Origin of the sequence: Streptomyces albus subsp. albus, from assembly GCF_000719865.1 — a bacterium.
Classification (GTDB): domain Bacteria; phylum Actinomycetota; class Actinomycetes; order Streptomycetales; family Streptomycetaceae; genus Streptomyces; species Streptomyces albus_E.
In genome coordinates, this window is record NZ_JOID01000010.1 from 25063 (window position 1) to 47926 (window position 22864).

General features: G+C 72.2%; 20 protein-coding genes, 1 pseudogene and 1 riboswitch. Of the genes and pseudogenes, 12 read left to right on the top strand and 9 right to left on the bottom strand.

Annotation, left to right across the window (positions count from 1 at the left end; translation table 11 throughout):
• Positions 1 to 22: 22 nt before the first annotated feature.
• The 4 genes from IF83_RS0112145 (at position 23) to IF83_RS0112160 (ending at position 3148) form a co-directional block, all read left to right on the top strand.
• Entirely contained in the window at positions 23 to 928 is a 906-nt protein-coding gene (locus tag IF83_RS0112145; RefSeq protein WP_078843406.1) for a helix-turn-helix domain-containing protein, read from the top strand.
• The gene (locus IF83_RS0112150; RefSeq protein WP_030544134.1) at positions 925 to 1131 is read left to right on the top strand and encodes a DUF397 domain-containing protein; all 207 of its coding nucleotides are present in this window, start codon (positions 925 to 927) and stop codon (positions 1129 to 1131) included. The genes IF83_RS0112145 and IF83_RS0112150 overlap by 4 nt, the downstream gene beginning before the upstream one ends.
• Positions 1132 to 1427: 296 nt before the next feature.
• Positions 1428 to 2609, top strand: a complete 1182-nt coding sequence (locus IF83_RS0112155) for an XRE family transcriptional regulator (protein ID WP_030544135.1) — start codon at positions 1428 to 1430, stop codon at positions 2607 to 2609.
• Positions 2606 to 3148 (top strand): hypothetical protein, encoded by a 543-nt coding sequence (locus tag IF83_RS0112160; protein ID WP_030544136.1) that lies wholly within the window; start codon positions 2606 to 2608, stop codon positions 3146 to 3148. The genes IF83_RS0112155 and IF83_RS0112160 overlap by 4 nt, the downstream gene beginning before the upstream one ends.
• Positions 3149 to 3162: 14 nt before the next feature.
• On the opposite strand, the gene IF83_RS0112165 is transcribed toward IF83_RS0112160, so the two are convergent.
• A complete protein-coding gene (locus tag IF83_RS0112165; protein WP_030544137.1) occupies positions 3163 to 4251 on the bottom strand; it encodes a hypothetical protein in 1089 nt (362 codons plus the stop codon).
• Positions 4252 to 4534: 283 nt separating this feature from the next.
• Between IF83_RS0112165 and IF83_RS30180 the strand changes: the two are divergent.
• Together IF83_RS30180 and IF83_RS35560 are read left to right on the top strand one after the other, a co-directional pair.
• Positions 4535 to 5236 (top strand): annotated as a pseudogene (locus tag IF83_RS30180) (alpha/beta fold hydrolase); the annotation flags it as partial.
• A gap of 25 nt (positions 5237 to 5261) precedes the next feature.
• A complete protein-coding gene (locus IF83_RS35560; RefSeq protein ID WP_369404423.1) occupies positions 5262 to 5399 on the top strand; it encodes an alpha/beta fold hydrolase in 138 nt (45 codons plus the stop codon).
• Between the two features lie 104 nt (positions 5400 to 5503).
• Here IF83_RS35560 and IF83_RS35445 read toward each other — a convergent pair whose 3' ends face one another.
• Entirely contained in the window at positions 5504 to 6574 is a 1071-nt protein-coding gene (locus IF83_RS35445; RefSeq protein WP_051722696.1) for a transglycosylase family protein, read from the bottom strand.
• 6 nt (positions 6575 to 6580) lie between these two features.
• Positions 6581 to 6763, bottom strand: a riboswitch (cyclic di-AMP (ydaO/yuaA leader).
• 542 nt (positions 6764 to 7305) lie between these two features.
• Between IF83_RS35445 and IF83_RS0112190 the strand changes: the two genes are divergently transcribed.
• The 3 genes from IF83_RS0112190 to IF83_RS0112200 all read left to right on the top strand — a co-directional run bounded on the left by IF83_RS0112190 (position 7306) and on the right by IF83_RS0112200 (position 11141).
• Positions 7306 to 8349 carry a hypothetical protein gene (locus IF83_RS0112190; RefSeq protein WP_030544139.1) on the top strand — a complete coding sequence of 348 codons (1044 nt, stop codon included), beginning with the start codon at positions 7306 to 7308 and terminating at the stop codon, positions 8347 to 8349.
• A 489-nt stretch (positions 8350 to 8838) separates the two neighbouring features.
• Positions 8839 to 10062, top strand: a complete 1224-nt coding sequence (locus tag IF83_RS0112195) for a PP2C family protein-serine/threonine phosphatase (protein ID WP_244177026.1) — start codon at positions 8839 to 8841, stop codon at positions 10060 to 10062.
• Between the two features lie 170 nt (positions 10063 to 10232).
• Positions 10233 to 11141, top strand: a complete 909-nt coding sequence (locus tag IF83_RS0112200; RefSeq protein WP_030544141.1) for a F510_1955 family glycosylhydrolase — start codon at positions 10233 to 10235, stop codon at positions 11139 to 11141.
• A gap of 170 nt (positions 11142 to 11311) precedes the next feature.
• On the opposite strand, the gene IF83_RS0112205 is transcribed toward IF83_RS0112200, so the two are convergent.
• The gene (locus IF83_RS0112205) at positions 11312 to 12577 is read right to left on the bottom strand and encodes a glucuronyl esterase domain-containing protein (RefSeq protein ID WP_030544142.1); all 1266 of its coding nucleotides are present in this window, start codon (positions 12575 to 12577) and stop codon (positions 11312 to 11314) included.
• A gap of 251 nt (positions 12578 to 12828) precedes the next feature.
• Positions 12829 to 13455: a TetR/AcrR family transcriptional regulator gene (locus IF83_RS0112210; protein ID WP_030544143.1), complete on the bottom strand. Its 627-nt coding sequence runs from the start codon at positions 13453 to 13455 to the stop codon at positions 12829 to 12831.
• Between the two features lie 142 nt (positions 13456 to 13597).
• On the opposite strand from IF83_RS0112210, the gene IF83_RS0112215 reads away from it, so the two are divergent.
• Positions 13598 to 14359 (top strand): SDR family NAD(P)-dependent oxidoreductase, encoded by a 762-nt coding sequence (locus tag IF83_RS0112215; protein WP_030544144.1) that lies wholly within the window; start codon positions 13598 to 13600, stop codon positions 14357 to 14359.
• A 239-nt stretch (positions 14360 to 14598) separates the two neighbouring features.
• Here the strand turns inward: IF83_RS0112215 and IF83_RS0112225 are convergent, their stop codons facing one another.
• Positions 14599 to 16419, bottom strand: a complete 1821-nt coding sequence (locus tag IF83_RS0112225; protein WP_030544145.1) for a flavin-containing monooxygenase — start codon at positions 16417 to 16419, stop codon at positions 14599 to 14601.
• 182 nt (positions 16420 to 16601) lie between these two features.
• Here IF83_RS0112225 and IF83_RS0112230 point away from each other — a divergent pair, with 182 nt between their 5' ends.
• Positions 16602 to 17624 (top strand): SMP-30/gluconolactonase/LRE family protein, encoded by a 1023-nt coding sequence (locus IF83_RS0112230; protein ID WP_030544146.1) that lies wholly within the window; start codon positions 16602 to 16604, stop codon positions 17622 to 17624.
• A 15-nt stretch (positions 17625 to 17639) separates the two neighbouring features.
• Here the strand turns inward: IF83_RS0112230 and IF83_RS0112235 are convergent, their stop codons facing one another.
• The 4 genes from IF83_RS0112235 to IF83_RS0112250 all read right to left on the bottom strand — a co-directional run bounded on the left by IF83_RS0112235 (position 17640) and on the right by IF83_RS0112250 (position 21296).
• A complete protein-coding gene (locus IF83_RS0112235) occupies positions 17640 to 18233 on the bottom strand; it encodes a TetR/AcrR family transcriptional regulator (RefSeq protein ID WP_030544147.1) in 594 nt (197 codons plus the stop codon).
• 155 nt (positions 18234 to 18388) lie between these two features.
• The gene (locus tag IF83_RS0112240) at positions 18389 to 19147 is read right to left on the bottom strand and encodes an SDR family NAD(P)-dependent oxidoreductase (protein ID WP_030544148.1); all 759 of its coding nucleotides are present in this window, start codon (positions 19145 to 19147) and stop codon (positions 18389 to 18391) included.
• Positions 19147 to 20331 (bottom strand): acyl-CoA dehydrogenase family protein, encoded by a 1185-nt coding sequence (locus tag IF83_RS0112245; protein WP_030544149.1) that lies wholly within the window; start codon positions 20329 to 20331, stop codon positions 19147 to 19149. Before IF83_RS0112245 ends, IF83_RS0112240 begins: the two co-directional genes overlap by 1 nt.
• A gap of 392 nt (positions 20332 to 20723) precedes the next feature.
• Positions 20724 to 21296 (bottom strand): TetR/AcrR family transcriptional regulator, encoded by a 573-nt coding sequence (locus IF83_RS0112250; protein WP_030544150.1) that lies wholly within the window; start codon positions 21294 to 21296, stop codon positions 20724 to 20726.
• Between the two features lie 154 nt (positions 21297 to 21450).
• On the opposite strand from IF83_RS0112250, the gene IF83_RS0112255 reads away from it, so the two are divergent.
• Positions 21451 to 22851, top strand: coding sequence for an MFS transporter (locus tag IF83_RS0112255; RefSeq protein ID WP_030544151.1), 1401 nt, complete (start codon positions 21451 to 21453; stop codon positions 22849 to 22851).
• Positions 22852 to 22864: the final 13 nt, after the last annotated feature.

Here is a 22864-nt window from a genome sequence, read left to right on the forward strand (position 1 = left end):
GGTTGAGCCGTGGGAGAGGGGGATGACCACCATGACGGAACTCGAATCCCGGCCCGAGGCGGAAGAACACCCGGATGACGAACAGCACTTGGCCCCGCTGGACGACAGCGACGACGCGGCGGACCTCTTCCGTGCGATCGGCAGGCAGATCAAGCTGCTGCGCGAGCGGGCCGGTCTGACGCAGAAGGAGCTGGGCGTACGGCTGCGCTTCGGCGAGGACTTGATCTCGTCGGTGGAACGCGGCCGCCGCGTGCCGCAACCGGAACTCCTGGAGGCGGCGGACGAAGCGCTCGGCGCGGGCGGCCTGTTGAAGGGCGTGACCGGCGACGTGCTCAAGGCCAAGTCCCGCGCCCGCGTGCGCCACCCGTCCTGGTTCCGCGACTACGCCCGCATCGAGGCGGACGCGGTGGAGGTGAATTTCTTCAGCACGCTAACGGTACCGGGACTCTTGCAGACGGAGGACTACGCGCGGTTGATCTTCTCGGCTTACCAGCCGCTGCTGCCCGAAGAGACCATCGAACGGCGAGTGGCGGCACGGCTGGCGCGCCAAGAACTCCTGACCCGGTGGCCCGCACCACTGGTGACCGCCGTGATCGAGGAATCGGTGCTGAGGAGGCGCTTGGGCGGCACAGAAGTACTGCGGGGGCAGCTGAGGCATCTCCTCACCCTCGGCCGTCTCCGTAGCACGACCCTTCAGGTGCTACCGATGGCATCCCGTGGCCACGGCGGCCTGGAGGGGCCGTTCATCCTGCTCACGCCGAAAGGCAGGCAGCAGGTCGGTTACGTGGAGGCGCAGGGCATCAACCGACTGATTACAGAACCGGACAGGGTCCGTATCCTGGCGGCACGCTACGGAAGCATCCGGGCCCAGGCCCTGACTCCAGATGAGTCCCTGGCCCTGGTCGAGAAGCTGCTAGGAGATCTATGAACCCCGAACAGCCCATACAGGACAGCTCGGAACTGGTCTGGCGCAAGAGCAGCTACAGCGGTGGCGACGGCGGAGAGTGCGTCGAGGTGGCCGCCCAGCCGGCCACCGTCCACGTCCGGGACTCCAAGAACGTTCAGGGTGCGCGCCTGTCGTTCGGCAGCGCCCCGTGGGCGGCGTTCGTGGGCTTCGCCGCCGGGCGCTGACGGCGGCGGCCGGAACCTCCGGGGCGCCGCGGACCACCGTCCGCGGCGCCCCTTCTCCGTCGGCGGAATTCTTCCGAAAACCCGCTCCGGCGCGGCGCGGAAACCCGCTTCCGGAGCCCTCGGCCACGGCGGGAACGGCCGCGCGCGCTGGGGCGGGTACGAGACCCTGTCCGCGCTTCCCCGGCACTGCCCAACGCCCACGCTTCTGTCACGGCCCGGCCGGCACAACACGGACGGCGGCCACCCATCCGACCTCGCCTCTTGCGATTCTCGCAAGCCCATCCTAGGGTGACGCCATGAGCGAATCCGTGACGGACCGCGTGCGCAGAGTGATGGAGGCGGCCTCCCTGAGCCAGGCCGCTTTCGCCGAGAGAGTGGGCCTGACGCCCGACAAGCTGTCCAAGTCCCTCAGCGGCGTCCGGCGGTTCACCGCCCTGGACCTCGCACTGATCGCCGAGACCGGCGGGCGGACCGTGGAGTGGCTGCTGACGGGCCGCAAGCCGCTGAGGCCTTCGGTCGCCGCACGGACGCGGGGGTTCGCCGCTCCGGACCGGACGAACATCGAGGAGACGACGCATCGGTTCACCACCGCGTACGACGTGCTCGACCTCCTCGGCCGCTCGGCGGAGTTGCCGGTGCTGCCGGAAGTGCGCGCCCACGTACAACGGCACACCGAACAGGGCACGCTCCTCGCCGAGGACGCCCTGGCGCGTCTGGCGTCCGCCGGTATCCCCTCCGTCGCGGCGCTGGAGACGGAGGAGTTGATCGCCGCCTGCGAACAGCATTTCGGGGTGGACGTCGCGATCACGGCCCTCCCCCGGGGAGTGGACGGTCTGACCTGGCAGACGGACGGCTTCCGGCTCGTCCTCCTGCGGCGCACCGACACCTGGACCCGTCAGCGGTTCACCCTCGCCCATGAGCTGGGGCACATTCTGGCGCGGGACGCCCAGGAACTCCTCGCGGAGAACAGCGTCGCGCCCGGCCGTCAGCAGGATCCGACGGAGGTGCGCGCCAACGTCTTCGCGGCGAAGCTGCTCATGCCGGAGCAGGAGGTGAGGGCGGCCTTCGGCGAAGGCGCGCCCGAGGGCGGAGCGCCTCTCACGGACGAGGTGTTCAAGAAGCTGGTCGTCCGGTTCCGGGTCTCCCCCAGCGCCCTGGCCGCCCGGTTGCACCAACTGGGTTTTGTGGAACCGGAGAAGAGAGCCAGGCTCCGCGGCCTCACCACGGAGACGTGCCACCTGTCCGCCGGGGCGGTGGACGCCTTCCAGCGGCAGATGTCGCTCGCCGAGGCCGAGCGGCTTCCCCCGCGCCTGCTCTCCGCGCTGTTCCGGGGCTACCTCGACGGCGAGACGACCCTCCGCCCCCTCGCGGCCCTCATGGGGGTGGACGTGGACCGCCTGCACGACCACCTCGACCCGGTGGTCCAGGACCTGCCCGCCCAGGGCTTCGAAGAAGGGGACCTGGTCTTCCAACCATGAGGACGTGGTGGTTCCCGGACAACACGGTCCTGTGCAACTTCGCGGCCGTCGACCGGCTCCTCTTACTGGAGAAGACACTTGACGGCCGCGGCAGATGGACCCAGGCCGTTGCCCACGAGGCCGGACGGTCGGCCCCCTACCATCCGCCTCTCCGGAAGGTCGCCGACGGCGGCTGGCTGGGGGAACCCATCGAGATCACCGCTGACACCGAACTGGCAGAGGTGGAGCGGGTACGCAGGGCCGTATTCGGTGGCGACGCCTCCGTGCCGACCAAGCACCTCGGTGAAGCCGAGACCTGCGTACTGATCACACGCCGGCCCGAGTACCACGGCTCCCTGTGGATCACGGACGACCGGTCCGCCGGCGCCTTCGCCCGCCGCCGCGGCATCACGGTGAAGGAAACCTATGACCTCATGAGCCAGGCGGCAGTCGAAGGACTCGTCTCCCCGGCGGAAGGTCACCGGCTGCTGCACGCGATGGTGAGCGCGGGACGCCATCTGCACCGCCTCTCCCAGCGTCCCGAAGATCTCCTGTACTGACCCCCGCCCACTCGTCACCAGTCCCCGTCCTCGACCGGTGCGCCCGGCTGCGGGGCGTCGCCGAGGGGGTGGGTCTGGTGCGGGGACGGGGGCTGCCAGGGGGTGTGGTCGTCGCCGAGCCAGTCGCCGACCGGCTTGACCCCGCTCAGTGTGTCGGTGGGGGCGAGGTCGGTGGCGTCCTCGTCGTAGTAGTCGTACCAGGGCAGGCCGGCGCGGGTGTAGGCGGCGCGGTCCACGGGGGACGGGGGCGGTGCCTCGCCGGTGATGCGGCGCCATTCCGGCGGCGTCACCAGGTGGACGAAGACGCGGCCGGCCGGCTCCTCCGACCAGTCGGTGAGCGGGCGTTCGTCCCGGTACACCTCCTGGCGCATCGTCCCGCCGACGCCCAGGCCCATGGCCGCCGCCGCGCGCGGTGCCGCGCCCGGGGCCGGGGGTGCCGCTCCGACGGGCGCGGCCGCGGCGGCGTACATCGGCCCGGGGGCGCCGGCGGACGAGCCGGGCGGGGGCGGCGCGGAGCGGTAGCGGGCGCGCGCCGCCGCCTCGCGCTCCGCGCGCCGGCGCTGCTCCTCACGCCACGCCGCCAGCGCCGGGCCGGCGAGGGGGAAGGACTGGAGCTGCACGCCGCCCCAGGTCTCCTCGCCCGTCACCTGGCCCTCCACCGTGGCGCCCATCCCCAGCGGCACGGCAACGAACTGACGGACCTTCCCCCGGCCGGAGTTGATGCCGTCCAGCCAGGGCTGCCGGGGCAGGACCACGTAGTTCTGCGGCTTCCGCCGCAGCCCGCCGGTCCACGGTTCGCCGGAGACGGCGCACACCTTGCCGACACCGACCTGGAGCGCGGCCGGCTCCGCGCTGCCCGCGAAGCTCAGCCACATCGCCTCGCGCAGATACACGGGCAGCAGCACGCCGCCGCGTTCCCGCATCGTCTGCGGCACGGTGTCCGGGAAGTCCTCGACGCGGCGTACCGGGAACTCGCCGAGCCCGGGGGGCAGCGGATGCGTCCCCGTCTCCGGCAGGCGCAGCGTCCGGATGAAGCGGACCCTCACCCCGCCGCCCAGCAGCAGACAGTTCCCGTCGATCCGCACCGCACTGTTCGCGACCACGGCGTCGTCCCCTCCCGTTCCCGCCCCTCGGCCCGCTCCGCGTTCCCGGGCCTTCTCTCCCCGCCTATCACGACGTACGCCGGGGAGCGGTTCCCTTGCGGGCAGCCGGGCCGGACGGGCGGACGCTCCGCGTGCCCGCGGGGGCGGCCGCCGCCGCGCGGCCGGACGGCGCGGCGCGCCTCCGCCCGGTCGTGCGCGTCCGCGGCCGGTGAACCGTCCCGCCCGCTCCCCCGTCCCCAACGTCGTCGGACACCACACCAGGAGAGATCAGCACATGCCTCTGATGACCGTCGGCCGCGAGAACAGCACCGACATCGAGCTCTACTACGAGGACCACGGCGACCCCGCCGGACAGCCGGTGGTCCTGATCCACGGCTATCCGCTGGACGGGGACTCCTGGGAGAAGCAGCTCCCGGCCCTGCTGGAGGCGGGGCACCGGGTGATCACCTACGACCGCCGCGGTTTCGGCCGCTCCGGCCGGCCGACCACCGGCTTCGACTACGACACGTTCACCGCCGACCTGCACACCCTGATGACCACCCTCGACCTGCGCGACGCGGTCCTGGTCGGCTTCTCGATGGGCAGCGGTGAGGTCGGCCGCTATCTGGCCACGCACGGCTCGGAGCGGGTGGCCAAGGCCGCCTTCCTGGCCTGCCTGGAGCCGTACCTGCTCAAGACGGACGACAACCCGGACGGGGTGGACGGCCGGGTCTTCGAGGAGATCGCGGCCGCGGTGGGCAAGGACCGTTACGCCTACTTCACCGACTTCTACCAGGCGTTCTACAACCTCGACGAGACCCTGGGCAGCCGCATCAGCGAGGAGGCGGTCCGGGCGAGCTGGAACACCGCGGCCGGCGCCTCCCCGCACGCCTCCCTCGCCTGCGTCGCCACCTGGACGACCGACTTCCGCGCCGACGTGGCCCGGATCGCCGAACTCGCCCTGCCCACGCTCATCCTGCACGGCACCGGCGACGCTCATCCTGCACGGCACCGGCGACCGGATCCTGCCCGTGGACTCCACGGCCCGGCCGCTGCGCAAGCTGCTGCCCCACGCCGAGTACGTGGAGATCGAGGGCGCCCCGCACGGCCTGCTGTGGACCCACGCGGAGGAGGTCACCGACGCGCTGACGGGCTTCCTGCGGGGTTGACCCCGGAGGGTGACACGCGAGAGGGCCGGAAGGGTGTACTCCCGTCCGGCCCTCTCGGCTGCCGCGCCCCCGCGTCCCCTGGAGGCCGGGCCTCAACAGGCCGGTCAGTATGGGCCGTTGACGTTGTCGATCGAACCGTAGCGGTCGGCCGCGTAGTTGCAGGCGGCGACGATGTTGGCGACCGGGTCGTACTGGCTGTTCGCCGTGCCGGGCACGTGGTACTCGTCGAAGGTCGGCTTGATGACCTGCAGCAGACCGATGGACGGGGTGCCCTTCTGGGCGTTGATGTCCCAGTTGTTGATGGCGTTCGGGTTGCCGCTGGACTCCCGGATGATGTTGCGGTGGATCCCCTCGTAGGTGCCGGGGATGCCGTGCTGCTTCATGATGTCCAGGGCCTCGCGGATCCAGCCGTCCAGGTTGTTCGCGTAGGACTTCCCGGATCCGGCGGCGGGCGGGGCGGGGGTCGCGGGCTTCGCCTGCTGCGCCGCGGCGCCGCTGTGCCCGGCCCCGGGCCGCGAGGCGTCGAGGGAGAGCTCCTGGCCGGGGAAGATCAGGTGCGGGTTGTCGCCCACGGTCTCCCGGTTGGCCTCGTAGACGGTCTTCCAGCCGCCGTCGACGTCGTGGACGGTGGCGATCCGGTGCAGGGTGTCACCGCTGACGACGGTGTAGGACTCCGGACCAGTCTGCTTCCGCTCGGCCTTGGGGGCGGACTTCGGCTGCGCGGCCTTCGGCTTGGCCGGGGAGGCCGCCTTCGGCTGCGCGGCCGTGTCGATGTCCGGTGCCCCGGAGTCCCGGGTCAGTCCGGCTTTGGGGCCGCAGGTGGGCCAGGCGCCCGGGCCCTGGGCGGCGAGCAGCTTCTCGCCGGCGGCGATCTGCTGGTCCTTGGTGGCGAGGTCGGCGCGCGGCGCGTACTCGGTGCCGCCGACCGACTGCCAGCTGGACTGGGAGAACTGCAGTCCGCCGTAGTAGCCGTTGCCGGTGTTGGCGGACCAGTCGCCGCTGCTCTCGCAGGCGGCGACCTCGTCCCAGACGGCGACGGGAGCGGCGTTCGCGCTGCCCGCGGTCAGCAGGGGCGCGGCGATACCCGCGCCACCGGCCGTGAGAACGACGGAAACGCGCGAGGCGTGACGGGAAAACGTAGAAGTGCGCGGACGGCGGTGGCGGCCACGAGACATGAGTGTGCGTCCTCTCCTACGCCTGCGAGGTTAGCTGTCGGATTCGGGCTGGAGTTGCCCGGCCAATTCCCCCGGCGTCGGGACGCATTCGGGAATCGGCTTCACCCCTAGCCATTACCGGGCGCGGTACGCGCACGGCACGGCAGTATGTGGTTTCCCCGCTCCTGCCGCACTGAGCTGCTGTTTCTCCACCGGCCGGGCGGCAGGACTCGGCGTGTTCCGGCGGTGGAGCCGCCGCCATGGGGCGGAGGCGAGGACACATAAACACAGCGATTTGGTAAAGACAAGATGAGGGAAAACGATCTCATTCCGGAGCGTAGCCACTCCCGCCATTACGGACACCGTGCGCATTTACCCACCACCGGAGCGTGAATGGCCCGGATACCGTTGGATGCTCAAATCCCGGCGGAGGATGGAGAGTCAGGGAATGCCACGGAAAACGATCTCCCGGGCGCCGGCGGGCTGCGGCCGGGAGTTGTGATCCGGAACACACGCCGTGGCGGGTTTATCTCAGATCGCCTTATTCGGCATTGAGTTGACTTTCATCGCCAACGCTCACCAATCGGACATTGCCGCCAGATGGCTCTTCCGTGGCCGGTCCACTCCGCGCGCCGCCGTCCGGGCGCGGGGCGCCACGGGGACCGTGGTCCCCAACTTGTAGGGTGCGGCGGTGCGTTGGCCACTGGGACGGCCGGCGGGATTCGATCCGATACGGGGGCGGGGACGAGACGATGCGACGCTGGGTCAAGGCCGCGGTGGCGACTGCGGCACTCCTCGGGGTGAGCGGCTGGATCGCCGAGCCCTACGCACGGGACTGGATGCTGACGGGAAGCGCCTGCGACGGGGCGCTCCCCCGGGAGGCGGTCGGCCAGCTCCGGCCGGAGGACACACATCTGGCGGAGGAGAGCTCCCGGCTCACGGAAGCGCTGGGATCCTACGCGTGCAACCTGGCACTCGACGGCGAAGGCTTGCTCGTCCGGATGGAAGCCCACACCCGGCGGGACGACCAGGACTCTTCGTTCATGCAGACCTTCTCGCGGGAGGGGTGGGCCTGGCAGGCCCCGCTGCCCGAGGGGATGCCCGGGTTCATCGACCGGCACGGCGCGATCCAGATCGTGCTGCCCTGCAGGGAACTCGGTGAGGACGACAACGGAAGGCCGCGGAAGCTCTTGGTGCGGACCCAGTTCGGTCGAGAGTCCCTGACCGGGGTCCCCGGAGCCGCGTACCGGACCGTCGTCGCACTCGCCAACTCGGCTTCGGAGAGACTGGGCTGCGGAGCGGAGCGCCTCGAGCCCCCGGAGACCGGGGCCGTGCCGGCCGAGCCCGGGGACGATCCGGAGTCGTTCCCGGTACCGAGGGCCAAGGGCACGCCCTGCGAGTGGGTCACCCGGGCCGACCTTCCGGAGAGCCTGGACTGGCGGTTCGCAGCGGCCATGAACGACGCCGCGCCGACGGGTCGCTGCGAGCTGTTCGCCGGGGACGGGGACGAGGACTCCTTCGCCGGCGAGGCCCTGGAGGAAGACGCGCTGGAGCAGTGGGACCGGATTTCCCTCGCCGCCTGGTACGGCGACTGGAGCAACCGTCTGACGACCTGGGACGGTAAGCGGCGCTCCGGGACGGCCACCGCCCGCTGCGACGGCGAAGCGGCCAACTTCGCCATCTCCGCGCCCGACGACATTCCGGGCATCGACGCAGCCGTGGAGCGGCGGCTCCTCAAGAGTTTCGCGGAGGACCAGGTACGCCGGCGCGGCTGCTCGGACCTGCGGATCTTCTGAGGCGGGCGGGCCACCGGGCGGGTTCCCGGACCGGCGGCCTGCCACACTGCCGAGCGGCCCCGGACGGTTCCCCCCGGCACGGCCCGGCGTCAGGGGGCCGGACTCCGCGGACGGGACCGGCCGGCCGCCGGTCCGCGATGGCCCTCGTCGGGGGACGGGTGTCCAGCCGCCGGGACGCGGGACGGAAGGTGCCCCGGGTGTGCTCGCGTCGCGCACCGCGGCGTCGAAGGCCGCGAGGTCCCGGATCATGCCGTTCTCGGCGTAACGCGCCCGCAGCTCCAGAGGGCGGAGAGAGCCACAGCAGGGCTCTGACCTGCTACTTCATACCGGCCCTCGTCCCCCGGCCGCGTGTCGTCCCGGAAGCACCGGGTGACTTCCGGGGCCGTGGGTAAACGGAACTATCTCCGCGGTCAAGGGTCGGAACCGGTCAATGCCGTCCGGAGCTGCCAGGACCCGCGGAGTCTTCGTGACCGGAAGGAGGCGGACACCGTGACCGACGCGGTTCGGGTGGGAAAGGTGCTCACCGACCTGATGCAGGCCGGCCACACCACGGCGCTGGAGGAGTTGCCGGATGTCGTGGCCACGCACGCGGACACCGTGGGCCTGCACGAGGTGGCGCTCTTCGTGGTGGACCTCCAGGAGAAGGCGATGCGGCAGCTCACCGGCCGGGGGCCGGACGCGGGCGAGGGCGGGGACGAGGTCGCCGTCGACGGCACGCTGCCGGGCCGCGCGTACCAGCACGTGGCCATCGTCACCGAAGCCGCCCCGGAGACGGCGCGGGGCCGGTGCCGGTGGTGGGTCCCCGTCACCGACGGGGTGGAGCGCCTGGGCATGCTGCGCGCGGACACCGCCGCGGAGGACGGGCAGAGCCGGGACGCGGTCCGCCATTTGGCCTCGCTCGTGGCGCTGCTGCTGCTCAGCAAGCGGTCCTTCAGCGACTCGTACGCCCGCCTGGTGCGCAGCAGGCCGATGAACGTGGCCGCGGAGATGCAGTGGAACCTCACGCCGCCGCCGGCCTTCGCCGGCCACAATGCCACCGTCAGCGCCGCCCTGGAGCCGGCCTACGAGGTCGGGGGCGACGCCTACGACTACGCCCTCACCGGCACCAACCTGCACCTGGGCATCTTCGACGCCATGGGGCACGACACCACCGCCGGGATCACCGCCAATGTGGCGGTGTCCGCGTGCCGCAACGCCCGCCGCCAGGGCGCGTCCCTGGCGGAGGCCAGCCGCTTGGTGGAGGAGACGCTCAACGAGCAGTTCGGAACCAGCCGTTACATCACCGGCATCCTGGCCGACCTGGATCTGGTCACCGGACGGCTGGCGTGGGTCAACCGCGGCCACCATCTGCCGGTGGTCATCCGCTCGGGAGAAGGGCCCATCCAGCTGGCCTGCCCTCCGGCCGGTCCGATGGGCGCGTCCCTCGGCCTGCCCCTGACCGTGTGCGAGGAGCAACTGGAGCCCGGCGACCGTCTGCTGCTCTACACGGACGGCATCACCGAGGCCCGCGGTGCCGACGGCAAGCAGTTCGGCATGAGCCGCTTCGTGGACTTCGTCCTGCACCACCACGAGGACGGGCGGCTCCCCCTGCACGAGACGCTGCGCCGCCTGATGCACGCGGTGCTCGACCACCACGACGGCAAGCTCGACGACGACGCGACCGTCCTGCTCGCCGAGTGGGCCGGCGGCCGCCAGGACGAACTGGTCCCCTGAGACGGCCGCCCGGCCGCCCCCCGGCCCCCACCGGCCCGGCACCTTCGGTGGACGGCGTACGTTGGAGCCGGTGGCGGACGGCTCCGGCCGGTTCGCCACCGGCCGCACCCACAGGCACCGCACGCCGCACCGGCACGCGGCGCGCGCCGCTCCGACCCGAGGATCCCCGCATGCCCGCCCGCTCCCGCCTTCGTTCCACGGCCGCTGCGGCCTCCGCCGCCGTCCTGCTGGCCGCCGTCCTGACCGGCTGCTCCAACGGCTCCGACGGGCACGGAGACGCGTCCTCCGACGGGCACTCCCACGCGGAGTCCTCCGGCGCCGGGGAGATCAGCCACATCCACGGGCTCGGCGTCAACCCCGGCGACGGCAAGCTCTACGTCGCCACGCACCACGGTGTCCTCGCGGTGGACGACGACGGCTCGTCCGAGCGCGTGGGCGACACCGCCGACTACATGGGCTTCACCGTCGCCGGGAAGGACACCTTCCTCGGCAGCGGCCACCCGGCCGAGGGGAGCGGCGACCACGCCAACCGCGGCCTGATCAGGAGCACCGACGCGGGCAAGACCTGGACGTCCCTGTCCCTCGCCGGCAAGGCCGACTTCCACGCCCTCGAACAGGTCGACGGCACGGTCTACGGCTACGACAGCACGGCCGGCCTGCTGCGCGTCAGCGAGGACGGCAGGAAGTGGGACGAGCGCGCCGAACTGGCGGCCCTGGACATCGCCGTGGACCCTGGGAACCCCGGCACCGTCCTGGCCACCACCGAGAGCGGCGTCGCGCGGAGTACCGACGGCGGCGAGACCTTCGGCGCCGGGAGGGAACCGATGCTGACGCACCTCTCCTGGGCACGGGGAGCAAAGGGAGAGGCACTCTACGGAATCGCTCCCGATGGAGTGGTGCACCACAGCACTGACGGCGGCAAGAGCTGGAAGAAGGCCGGGACCGTGCCCGGCGGGCAGCCGCAGGCGCTGACGGCCGTCGACGCCGAGCGCGTCCTGGCCGCCACGCAGGGCGGGGTGTACGAATCCCGTGACGGCGGCAAGACCTTCACCCGGCGGCTGGCGGTGTCCGGGGGCTGACGCCGGGAAAGGCCGGGACCGCCGGGACCGCCGGGGAACGCCGGGAAACGCCGGCACAGGCCGGAGCCCGGCGCGGCTCGCGCGCCGGGCTCCGTAACCCGTAACTCACTTCGGGAACGGGCCGGTTCGGGGCCGGTGCGGCCGGCCCCTCCCCCGCGGCCCGGTCCGGATCAGTCGGTCAGGGTCGGGGTCTGCCAGTTCCTCCACTGGGAGAGGTTGCCGGACTTCTTGCTGGAGATCCTGATCGTGCCCGTGCTGCTGCCCGTCCCCAGCATGTACTTCTGGATGTGCTGCTGCAGGGGGCCGCGCCACTCGGACCGGCTGGCGCAGTGGTTGCCGTCCTGGATGTCGGACCAGTACGTGATGTTGCTCCCGGCACCGAGCGCCTTGTAGATCTCGGCTCCGCCGAGGGCCGCCACGCTGCCGGAGGTCGCGGCCAGCCAGTCGATGTGCGGGTTCTCCATGATGAAGAGTCCGCGCGGGGCGACCATGCCCACGATCTCGTGGGTGTCCACCGGCAGTCCGGACGGGTTGCCGGTGTACGAACCGAACGCGTCACCGAGCCACGGCTGTTCGCCGTAGCCGCTGCTCAGCGGCTGCGCGCCGTTCTCCCGCGGAATGCTGCGGAAGGCGGGGGCGCCGCCGGTGCCCGACTCGATCGGCATGGTCAGGGCGATGCGCTGGTCGAACGCACCGGCCACGAAGGCGCCCTTGCCGTACCGGGAGCAGCCGGTGACGCCGGTGCCCTCGGCCTTGAGGACGCTGCCGTCCGACTGCTCGATGACGTCGATGATCCGGCTGACGCCCCAGGCCCAGGCCATCAGCAGTCCGGTGCTGCTGTTGGAGCCGTAGACGCTGTAGAAGGCGCCCTGCTTGTTGTTCCGCGGGGTGCCCTCGCGGCCGACCGCGAACGGGTCGAAGCTGATGACGGCTGCGCCGGCGGCCTTGATCGTGGCGGTGTCCGCCCCGAAGCCGCCGTAGACGATGACGGCCGGGAAGGGGCCGGAGCCGCTCGGCAGTTCGACGCGGGCGGAGAAGCTCGAACTCTTGCCGCTGTCCGAGACGTTGACGGTGATGTTGCTGCGGGAGACCGTGCCCGTGACGCTCTGCGGCTTGGCGGGCTTCGTGCCGTAGACGGTCTTCTCCGCCAGCTTCTTGATCTCGGCGCGGCGGCACCGCCAGTCGGACTTGGCGGTGACGCGCGAGCCGTCCAGCTTCGTGAACGGGTCGGGAAGCATGGAGTCGGAGGGTGTGGAGCCGGGGTCGGGCACGTTGCAGTCGGCGCCGTCGAACTCGACGTCGGCCGCGAACCGCGGGGCGGCTCCGGGGCTGCCGGCGGCCACCGCCTGTGGGCCGAGGGTGGCGACGCCCAGGCTCGCGACGGTCACGAAGACCGCGGCGGCCCATGTCCGGGGCCGGTATCGATGGAAGCGCATGTGGGGGAACCTCCATAAGGAAGGCGCGCAGCCGAGGGAACGGCTCCATGGCCGACGACATGGAGTCGTGATGGTGATGCCGCACGCCGAGTGGCGGGAAATGTTCCGGGCCATCAGGTGGTCGCGGCTGCCCCCAGACTCACGACCACGGCCAGAACACTCGCACGGTACAAGGGCGTTGGCCGCCCCACAACCCCGCGCCGGACCCGCCGGACGCCGCGCCGTCCGCCCTCGGGTGATCCGCCCCCGGTTCAGCTGAGCCCGGCCTCCGTGAGGGTCAGGGCCGTGCGCAGGGCATCCGCGAGGTCGGCCCGTGCGGCGGCGGGCGTGGTGCCCGGGTCAGCCGTTCGCTGGGCGTGCTGTTCGACGGCCGCGCGCAGCGCGGCGTTGAGCATCGCGGCCCAGACGGCCGGCCGCATGTCGTCGGCGGGGAGCCCGGACCGTTCGGCGAGGGCGCGCGCGAAGGCGGGCTCCGCCTCGTCATGGGTGCGCAGCCACACCGCGCGCAGGCCGGGCTCGGTCCGGGTCAGTCGCAGCAGTGCTCCGACGTCGGGCCCGGGCGGGTCCGGTTCGGTTTCCCATACGTGGTCGAAGGCTTCCCGGAGCGGCCGGCCGGGCCGCCACTGCCGCAGGGCGGCGCTGATCGCGTCGACGCCGGTGGAGAGGAGCGGCCGGACGCAGCTCTCCTTGGTGGGGAAGTAGCGCCAGACGGTCCGCGCCGAGACGCCGACCGCCTGTCCGATCTGCTCGCCCGTGGTCGCGGCGACGCCCTGGGCGATGAACAGGCCGACGGCGGCACGGGCGATCTCCAGCCGGACGGCGGCCTTGCGTTCCTCGCTCAGCGGTGGTCGCCCCGTCCGTCCGCGGGCTGCGGTCATCTGCCCCTCCGGCGCCGGTGATCGGTGTCCCGCCGATTCTCCCCCACGACTTTATGTCACTCAGCGACATAAACGCTTGTAAGGTGGAAGTGCGGCCGGACAGGAGTCCGCCGCCTAGGCACTTGTCTGGACGGAGCACTTCATGAGCGGCGACGCGATCGGACGCAGCGTGATCGTCACCGGAGCGGGATCGGGCATCGGGCGCGCCGCCGCGCTCGCCTTCGCCGCGCAGGGCGACCGTGTCGTGGCGGCGGACCTCAACGCCGAAGGCGCCGGCGGGGTCGTCAAGGAGATCGAGGAGGCGGGCGGCACGGCCGTGGCTGTCACGGGTGACCTGAGCGACCAGGCCGTCGTGGACCGGGTGACGGCGACGGCGGTGGAGCGGTTCGGCGGAGTGGACGTCCTGGTGAACAACGCCGGGATCATGGACAGCATGTCGGCGGTGGCCGACGTGACCGACGCCGAGTGGGAACGGGTCCTCCGGGTCAACCTCACCGCGCCCTTTCTCCTCACCCGCGCCGTGCTGCCGCACATGCTGGCCGCGGGCCGGGGCGCCATCGTGAACACCGCCTCCGAGGCCTCCCTGCGCGGCAGCGCGGCGGGCGCCGCGTACACGGCCTCCAAGCACGGCGTGGTGGGGCTGACGAAGTCGCTGGCGGTGATGTACCGCAAGAGCGGCATCCGCGCCAACGCCGTCTGCCCCGGCGGCACCGCGACCGGGATCGCCGTGAACGCCGACCAGGCCGCGCACGGGCCGGCCGCGCTCGGTCCGCACTTCGTCAACCTGGGGCGGCTGGCGCAGCCGGAGGAGCAGGCGGCGGTGATCCTGTTCCTGGCCTCGGAGGCCGCGAGCAACGTCAACGGCGCGATCCTGCCCGTGGACGACGGCTGGTCCGCGGTCTGATGGCGCCGGTGATCCGTTGAGGTACGGGGCCCCGGCGGGACCGGCCTTGCCGGGCACGCCGGCCCGCGACGCGGCCGGCCCGGAGGCCGCGGTGGACGAGATCTTCCGGATGACCGAGGCGGCCCGGGAGGCCGCCCGGCCGTCCTGACACCTGCGGCCGGCACCCGCGAGAAACTGTTCCGCGGGGCTGGGCAGGGACCGGCCGAGGCTCGGAGGGCTTCCCCTCCGAACCTGCGGGGCTAGGCCTGCGCGGAAGCCGCCGGCCGGAGAATCCCGTCCAGGGACTCCTCGCGCCACCGCCTCAGGAGCTCGTGGAAGGCGGCGGCGCCGTGCGGGTAGGCGATCGGGCCGTTGGGCCGGCCGCGCCCTTCGCCGTTGTAGTAGCCGGGGGTGCACTCGGCGTGGAACCACTCGTGGTCGGGGGCGTCCTCGGCCAGCGCGGCGATCCAGGCGTCCTCGGCCGCACGGGACGGTTCGATGACGGCGCCCGCGGCTTCGGCGGCCGCGACGAGCGCCGCGGCGTGCACGGCGTGCTCGTCCAGGACATGCGTGAAGTTGACGCTGCTGGCGCTCTGCATCGCTCCCAGCCGGATCAGATTCGGGAAGCCGTTGCTGGTGAACCCGTGCAGGGACCGCGGCCCCTCCTTCGCCAGCGCGTGCAGCAACTGCACGCCGTCCCGGCCGTGCACGGGCAGTTGACCGGAGTGGATGCCGGAGACCCCGACGGAGAACCCGGTGGCGAAGACCAGGCAGTCGAGTGCGTACTCGGTGCCGCCGACCACGACGCCGTGTTCCGTCACGCGCTCGATGCCGTGGGTGTCCGCGGTGTCGACCAGGGTGACGTTGCCGCGGTTGAACGCTTCCAGATACGCGTCGGAGAAGGTGGGGCGCTTGCAGGCGTAGCGGTACCAGGGCTTGAGCTTCTCCGCCGTGTCCGGGTCGGTGACGATCCGTTCGACGCGGGCGCGGATCTCGTTCATCTTGGCGGCGTCCGCGGCCTCGTAGGCCGCTTCGAAGGCCGCACGGTCGCCCTGGCGGCGGAAACTCGGCAGGAGCTTCTCCAGGAGGCCGGCCGACGCCGTCCACTGGTCCGACACGAGGTCCTGTTCGCCGTCCTGTCCGGCGGTCTCCCCCGAGACGATGCGCAGGAAGTTGTCGCGGCGCTCGCGCGCCCACCCGGGCCGGCCGGCACCGACGTCCCGGGCGGTGGTGCGGCGGTTGGCGCGCACGTCCACGCTGGAGGGGGTGCGCTGGAAGACGTAGAGGTGGCCGGCGTCCTCCGCCAGTTTCGGGACGACCTGGACGCCCGTGGCGCCGGTGCCGACGACGCCCACGCGCTTGTCCGCGAGGCCGGTCAGCCCGCCGTCCGGGGTGCCGCCCGTGTAGGCGTAGTCCCAGCGCGAGGTGTGGAAGGTGTGGCCCGCGAAGTCCTCGATCCCGGGGATACCGGGGAGCTTCGGCTCGGAGAGGGTGCCGGTGGCCGTGATGACGTACGTCGCCCGGAACGCGTCGCCCCGGTCGGTCGTGACGGCCCACGCCCGGGCCTCCTCGTCCCAGGACAGCGAGGTGACCGCCGTGGAGAACAGCGCGTCCGCGTAGAGGCCGGAGGCCTCGGCGATCCGCACCGCGTGACGGCGGATCTCCTCACCGGGGGCGTACTTCCACTCGGGCACGTACCCGGTCTCGTCGAGCATCGGCAGATACACGTGCGACTCGATGTCGCAGTGGATGCCCGGGTACCGGTTCCAGTACCAGGTGCCCCCGAAGTCGCCGCCCTTCTCGATGATCCGTACCCGCGCCACGCCCTGCCGCCGCAGCCGCGCCCCCGCGAGGATCCCGCCGAATCCACCGCCGACGACCGCGACGTCCACCCTGTCCCGCAGGGGATCGCGCCCGGCTGTCCCCTCCGTGTACGGATCGGCGGCGTAGTAGCCGAACTCGGCGTCGGCGCCGCGGTACTGCCGGGTGCCGTCGGGCCGTACCCGCCGCTCGCGTTCGAGGCGGTACCGCTGCCTGAGCGCGGCGAGTTCCTCGGTGGGCGGTGTGTGCGGGTTCGTCATGAGGGCCTCATCCTGCCGGTACGCCATAGCTGCCGTGAAGCCGCCCCGTCCGTGAACTGGTCACGCGGACACCGGAGTTGAGCAGCCCTGCATTACCGTAGCAAGAACCGGACAGTGTTGTCCGGTTGAAGCGGAGAACATCTCCGCGTCTCCGCACGCCTCGGACAGAAAGAGCGATCCCCATGCCACGACTCCCGATCCGGTCTCTCGCCGGGCTCGCCACGATCGGCCTGCTGGCCCTCACCGGCTGCGGTACGAACCCCGGCGGCCCCGCCGCGGACCGGGCACCTGCCGCCGGCGCGGGCACGGTCATCCACGCGAAGAAGCTCATGCGGCTGACGGAGGTGCACGAGGAGACCGGCATGACCCTCCTGGAGGGCCCGGTCTTCGACGAGGACGGCGGTCTGATCGTCGTCGACGTCACCGCGCCCGCCGGCGAGCCGAAAGTGCTGCGCGTCGACGTCCGGAAGAAGACGTCCCGCCGGATCCACACCGACGACCGCGGCGCCTACACCTCGGCCCAGTTCAGCCCGCACGACGGACGCCTCTACCTGACCGACTTCTCCCACGGCGACATCGTGAGCCTGGCCCCGGACGGCAGTGATCCCCGGACGTTCTTCTCCGGTGAGGTCGACGGGGCCCGGATGAACCCCGACGACATCGCCTTCGACCGGGAGGGCCATCTGTACATCAGCGACTCCCGCGGCCTGTCCGAGGGCACGGCGGAAGGCCGCCTGATCCGCATCAGCCGCGAGGGGGACGACGCCACCGTCCTGGCGGACGGGCTGGCGGCACCGAACGGCATCTCGTTCGACGACGGTTACCGCGGGCTGTGGGCGAGCGAGCTGACGGAGAACCGCGTCTCCTACCTCCGCCTCGACGGCAAGGGCGAAGTCGCCTCCCGGCACACCGCGCTGCGGGTCTCCGGCGGGATCGCCCAGGCCGACTCGATCGCCGTGGACGCGGACGGCAACCTCTACCAGGGACTGCACGGCCGCCCCGCGATGATGGTGTACGACCGGTACGGTGCGCACCTGGCGACCGTCGAGGTGCCCGGCCGGGCCGCAGGGCTCGAATCGGCGACGAACGTGGCCATCACACCCGGAGGCACCCGGGCCTACATGACCGTCAGCGGGCCGGCCGGGGGCTGTCTGTACACCTTCGAGGCACTGGCCGAGGGCACCCGGCAGTCCAACGGCGGCTGACACCGCCCGCTCCGCTCACCCGCCGGCGGGCCGCACCGGTCCCACCTCGGCACCGAGCAGCCGCCACGCCGCCAAGGCCCGGTGTTCCCGCCGCACGCGGTCGGGGCCGGTGACGGCGCCGGAGACCATGGCCACGGCGATCATCAGGTCGTCCGCCTCGGCGGCCAGCCGGTGGCCGTCCGGCAGGTGTCTCCGCAGGGCCCGCTCGACCCGCTCGGACAGGGCCTCGGCGTACGCGGGGATGCCGGAGTGGCCGCCCGCCGCGTCCGCGTGCAGGATGCCGATGAACGCCGCCGACTCCGCCAGGTGCCAGGTCAGAACGCCGAGGACCCGGGCCAGGTCCGCGTCCTCCGCTGCCGCCGCCTGCTCGATCTGCCGGACGTTCTCCTCCAGCACCGCGGTCACCACAGCGGCCCGGTCGGGAAAATGCCGGTACAGGACGCCCTGGCCGACCCCGGCCCGGCGCGCGATCGCGGAAAGGGGGGCCTCCAGCCCCTGCTCCGCGCAGATGTCCCGGGCGGCGGCGATCAGGGCGGCCCGGTTGCGGGCGGCGGCCTTCCGCCCCTCGTTCGCGGGCCGCCGCTCGGCGGGTATGGGGTGCTCCGTCACCCGGAGAGGGTAACGGGGCGGCACCCGGCCGGAGGCGGGCCGTCACTCCGGGGCCGGCCGCGTGACGGACACGGCGGGCGCGGCAGGCACGGCGGACGCGAAGAGGCGCCGCCGCACCGGAAACCCCGGTGCGGCGGCGCCCAGTCGCGGTACGGCTAGCGCGGGGCCATGCGCAGGGCGCCGTCCATGCGGATCGTCTCGCCGTTGAGGTAGTCGTGGTCGATGATCGCGAGGGCGAGCTTCGCGTACTCCTCGGGGGCGGCGAGGCGCTGCGGGAACGGCACACCGGCGGCGAGCCCGGCCCGGAACTCCTCGGAGACGGTGGCCAGCATGGGCGTCTCGACGATGCCCGGCGCGATGGTGCAGACGCGGATGCCGTACTGGGCGAGGTCGCGGGCGGCGGGCAGGGTCAGCCCGACGATGCCGCCCTTGGAGGAGGCGTAGGCGGCCTGGCCGACCTGGCCCTCGTAGGCGGCGATGGAGGCGGTGTTGACCACCACGCCGCGCTGGCCGTTCTCGTCGGCCTCGGTCTGCGCGATGGCCTCGGCGGCGAGCGCGAGGACGTTGAAGGAGCCGATCAGGTTGACCTGGACGATCTTGGCGTAGAGGCCGAGGTCGTGGACGCCCTTCTTGCCCAGGATGCGCATGGACGGGCCGATGCCGGCGCAGTTGACGACGGTGCGCAGCGGGACGCCGGAGGACGCCGCCTCGGTGACGGCGGCCCGGACCTCGTCGCCGTCGGTGACATCGGTCGGCACGTAGCTGATGCCGGCCGTCTCCGGGGCCTTCTCGATGCTCGCGGGGAGGTCGAGGGCGAAGACCTTCGCTCCCTGCTTCACCAGGGCGGCGGCGGTCGCCGCGCCCAGGCCGGAGGCCCCGCCGGTGACGATGGCGGCGGTGTTCTCGATACGCATTACTGCTGCTCCTTGTTCCGCACGGTGATGATGCCGCGGCTGTCCTTCTTCAGCGCGCGGCTGATCACCATGCGCTGGATCTGATTGGTGCCCTCGAAGATCTGCATCACCTTGGCCTCCCGCATGTAGCGCTCCACGGGGAAGTCACGGGTGTAGCCGTAGCCGCCCAGGACCTGGACGGCGTCGGTGGTGACCTTCATGGCGTTGTCCGTCGCCACCATCTTCGCGACCGAGGCCTCGCGGCTGAACGGCAGCCCCAGGTCCTTGAGCCGGGCGGCGGCCAGGGTGACGGCGCGGGCCGCGTCCACGGCGGCGGCCATGTCGGCCAGGACGAAGGCCAGCCCCTGGTGTTCGATGATCGGCTTGCCGAAGGTCTCCCGCTCCTGGGCGTAGCGCAGGGCGTGGTCGAGCGCGCCCTGGGCGAGGCCGGTGGCCACGGCCGCGATGCCGAGCCGGCCGGAGTCGAGGCCGGCGAGGGCGATCTGCAGGCCCTGGCCCTCGGCGCCGATGCGGCGGTGCCGGGGGATGCGGACGTTGTCGAAGCGCATGGTGGCGGTGGCCGAGCCGGTCAGGCCCATCTTGCGTTCGGGCGGGTCGGCGGAGAGCCCGGCGGTGTCGGCCGGGACGAGGAAGCAGGAGATGCCGTGCGACCTGTCCTCGGAGGTGCGGGCCATGACCGTGTAGAAGTCGGCGTATCCGCCGTGGGTGGTCCAGGCCTTGCTGCCGTTCAGCACGTAGTGGTCGCCGTCGCGGACGGCGCGGGTGCGCATCGCCGCGGGGTCCGAACCGGCGTGCGGTTCGGAGAGGCAGTAGGCGCCGAGGGTCTCACCGCCGAGCATCCCGGGGAGCCACTCCTCCTTCTGCTCGTCCGTGCCGAACGCGGCGAGGGCGAAGGAGGAGAGGGCGTGGACGGAGACGCCGACGCCGATGCTGGACCAGACCGCCCCGATCTCCTCCAGCATCTGCAGGTAGACCTCGTAGGGCTGACCGCCGCCGCCGAAGTCCTCCGGGTAGGGGAGGCCGAGGAGGCCGGCGCGGCCGAGGGTGCGGAAGACGTCGCGGGGGAACTTCTCGTTGGCCTCCCACTCGGCGGCGCGGGGGGCGAGTTCCTTCTCGGCGAGTTCACGGGTGAGACCGATGAGGTCGGCGGCTTCCCTTGTGGGGAGCGTTCGCGTTGCGGGCATGGTTGCCGTCCCTTGAGTGATACTGGAGCCGATACGAGAGTATCGCCACGGGTACGGGATCGGCCAGCGGGGCGTCCTGCGGCCCGGGCCACATGACGAGGCTCGGGCCACAGGAGACCGCCCTGGGGTCCTGCTCTCGCGGCAGGCGCTCCCGGGGCGCCCGCTTCGAGGGGCCGCACCGCCGGAGGGCGAGTCCACCGCCGCCGGCCGCCGGGCGGGGCGGAGCCCGGGTGCCGCGCCGCCTCCGGCACCGGACAGGGCGCGGGGCCGGAACTGGAGGCCGCAGGCGCTGCCGGGGCCGGGAGGCCCCGGATCGCGGACCCCGGATCGCGGACCCCGGACCCCGGACCCCGGACCCCGGGGAGGACGCGCGACGGTCCCGGCCTGCCGCGTCAGGACGAGACGGCGTGCACGATCAGCGAGGCCAGTTCGGCGTACGCGTCGGCGTCGCTCAGCCCGGTGTTCGCGGTGACCCCGCCCCGCTGGATCTCCTGCATCGTGGCGGCGACGACCTCGCCGACGAAGGCGGCGTGGACATCACGGAAAGCGCCCGCCGCCACGCCCTCCGTGATCAGCTGCCGCACCCGGGCGGAGGCGTGGCGCGTGTTGGCCTCGTAGACCTCGCGGGCGGGCGCGAACTCGGCCATGTCGTCGAGGAAGCGCCGGGAGAGGGGCCGGAGTTGCTCGGAGACGGCGTTCAGATAGACCACCACGCGGTCCGCCGGGGCGGAGGTGTCGGCGACCTGCTTCTCGACGGCGTCGGTCGCCGCCCGGAAGTAGTACTTCACCGCCTCCCGCACCAACTCCTGCTTGCTTCCCGCGAGTTGGTACAGCGTCGTCTTGGAGCAGCGCAGCCGCTCGGCCAGGTCGTCGAGGGTGAAGGAGGCGAAGCCCTCGGCCGCGACCAGCGCGACCAGCCGCCGGAGCAGATCGCTCTGGCGTGCGGTACGGCGGGCGGACGGCATGGCCCACAGCGTATCCGGTGGCGCCGGCCTCATGGGTGCCGGGCGCACTCCTGGCCGCCGACGTGTGGTGTCCCACCACATGGGCCGGTGACCTGCGCGTTCCTACGGTGTGGCGACACGAACGTCCGCCAACCGCCCCCGGAAGTGGTGACCCATGGCTGCTACGGCACCCGCTCCACCGAACTCCACCCCGCTCAAGCGCGTCGTCGCCGCGAGCCTCATCGGCACCACCATCGAGTGGTACGACTTCTTCCTCTACGGTGCCGCCGCGGCGCTCGTCTTCAACCAGCTCTTCTTCCCCGGATCCGACCCACTCGTCGGCACCCTGCTCGCCTTCCTCACCTACGCCGTGGGCTTCGCCGCCCGCCCCGTCGGCGCCCTGGTGTTCGGCCACTACGGCGACAAGCTGGGGCGCAAGAAGCTGCTGGTGCTGAGCCTGCTGCTGATGGGCGGCGCGACCTTCGCCATCGGCCTGCTGCCCACCCACGCCACCATCGGCACGGCCGCCCCCGTGCTGCTGACCGTGCTGCGGCTCGTACAGGGCTTCGCCCTGGGCGGTGAGTGGGGCGGCGCGGTCCTGCTGGTCTCCGAGCACGGTGACGCGAAGCGGCGCGGCTTCTGGGCGTCCTGGCCGCAGACGGGAGCTCCGGCCGGGCAGCTGATCGCCACCGGTGTGCTCGCGGCCCTGACGGCCCTGCTGTCGGACGCCGCCTTCATGGCCTGGGGCTGGCGCGTGCCGTTCCTGCTCTCCGGCGTCCTCGTGGTGATCGGGCTGTGGGTCCGGCTGGCCGTCGACGAGTCCCCCGTCTTCCGGCAGGCACTGGAGCGGGCCGAGACCCGCAAGGCCGCCGAGAAGCCGGCCGCCGAGAGCATGCCGCTGATCGCCGTGCTGCGCCATCACTGGCGGGACGTGCTGATCGCCATGGGCTCCCGGATGGCCGAGAACATCAGCTACTACGTCATCACCGCCTTCATCCTCGTCTACGCGACGTCCGAGGTGGAGCTGAGCAAGCAGACCGCGCTCAACGCCGTACTGATCGCCTCGGCCGTGCACTTCGCCACGATCCCTCTCTGGGGCGCCCTGTCGGACCGCTTCGGCCGCCGGCCCGTCTACCTGCTGGGCGCCGCGGGTGTGGGCCTGTGGGCCTTCCCCTTCTTCGCGCTGATCGACACCGGCACCTTCGGCAGCCTCCTGCTGGCCGTCACGGTGGGGCTGGTCTTCCACGGCGCCATGTACGCCCCGCAGGCGGCGTTCTTCGCCGAGATGTTCGCGACCCGGATGCGCTACTCCGGCGCCTCCATCGGCGCGCAGTTCTCCTCGGTGCTGGCGGGCGCCCCGGCCCCGCTGATCGCCACGGCGCTCCTCAACGACTACGGCGACTCGACGCCCATCGCGCTCTACGTGATCGCCGCGGCGCTGATCACGCTGCTGGCGGTCGGGATCGCCAAGGAGACCCGCCATCGCGATCTGTCGGAGCTCGACCCGGTCGGCGACGCCACCGCGGAGCCGGCGGGTGCCGCCGCGGCGTCCGGAGCGACGGCCCGCACGGTCTGACCGGCGGCGCACC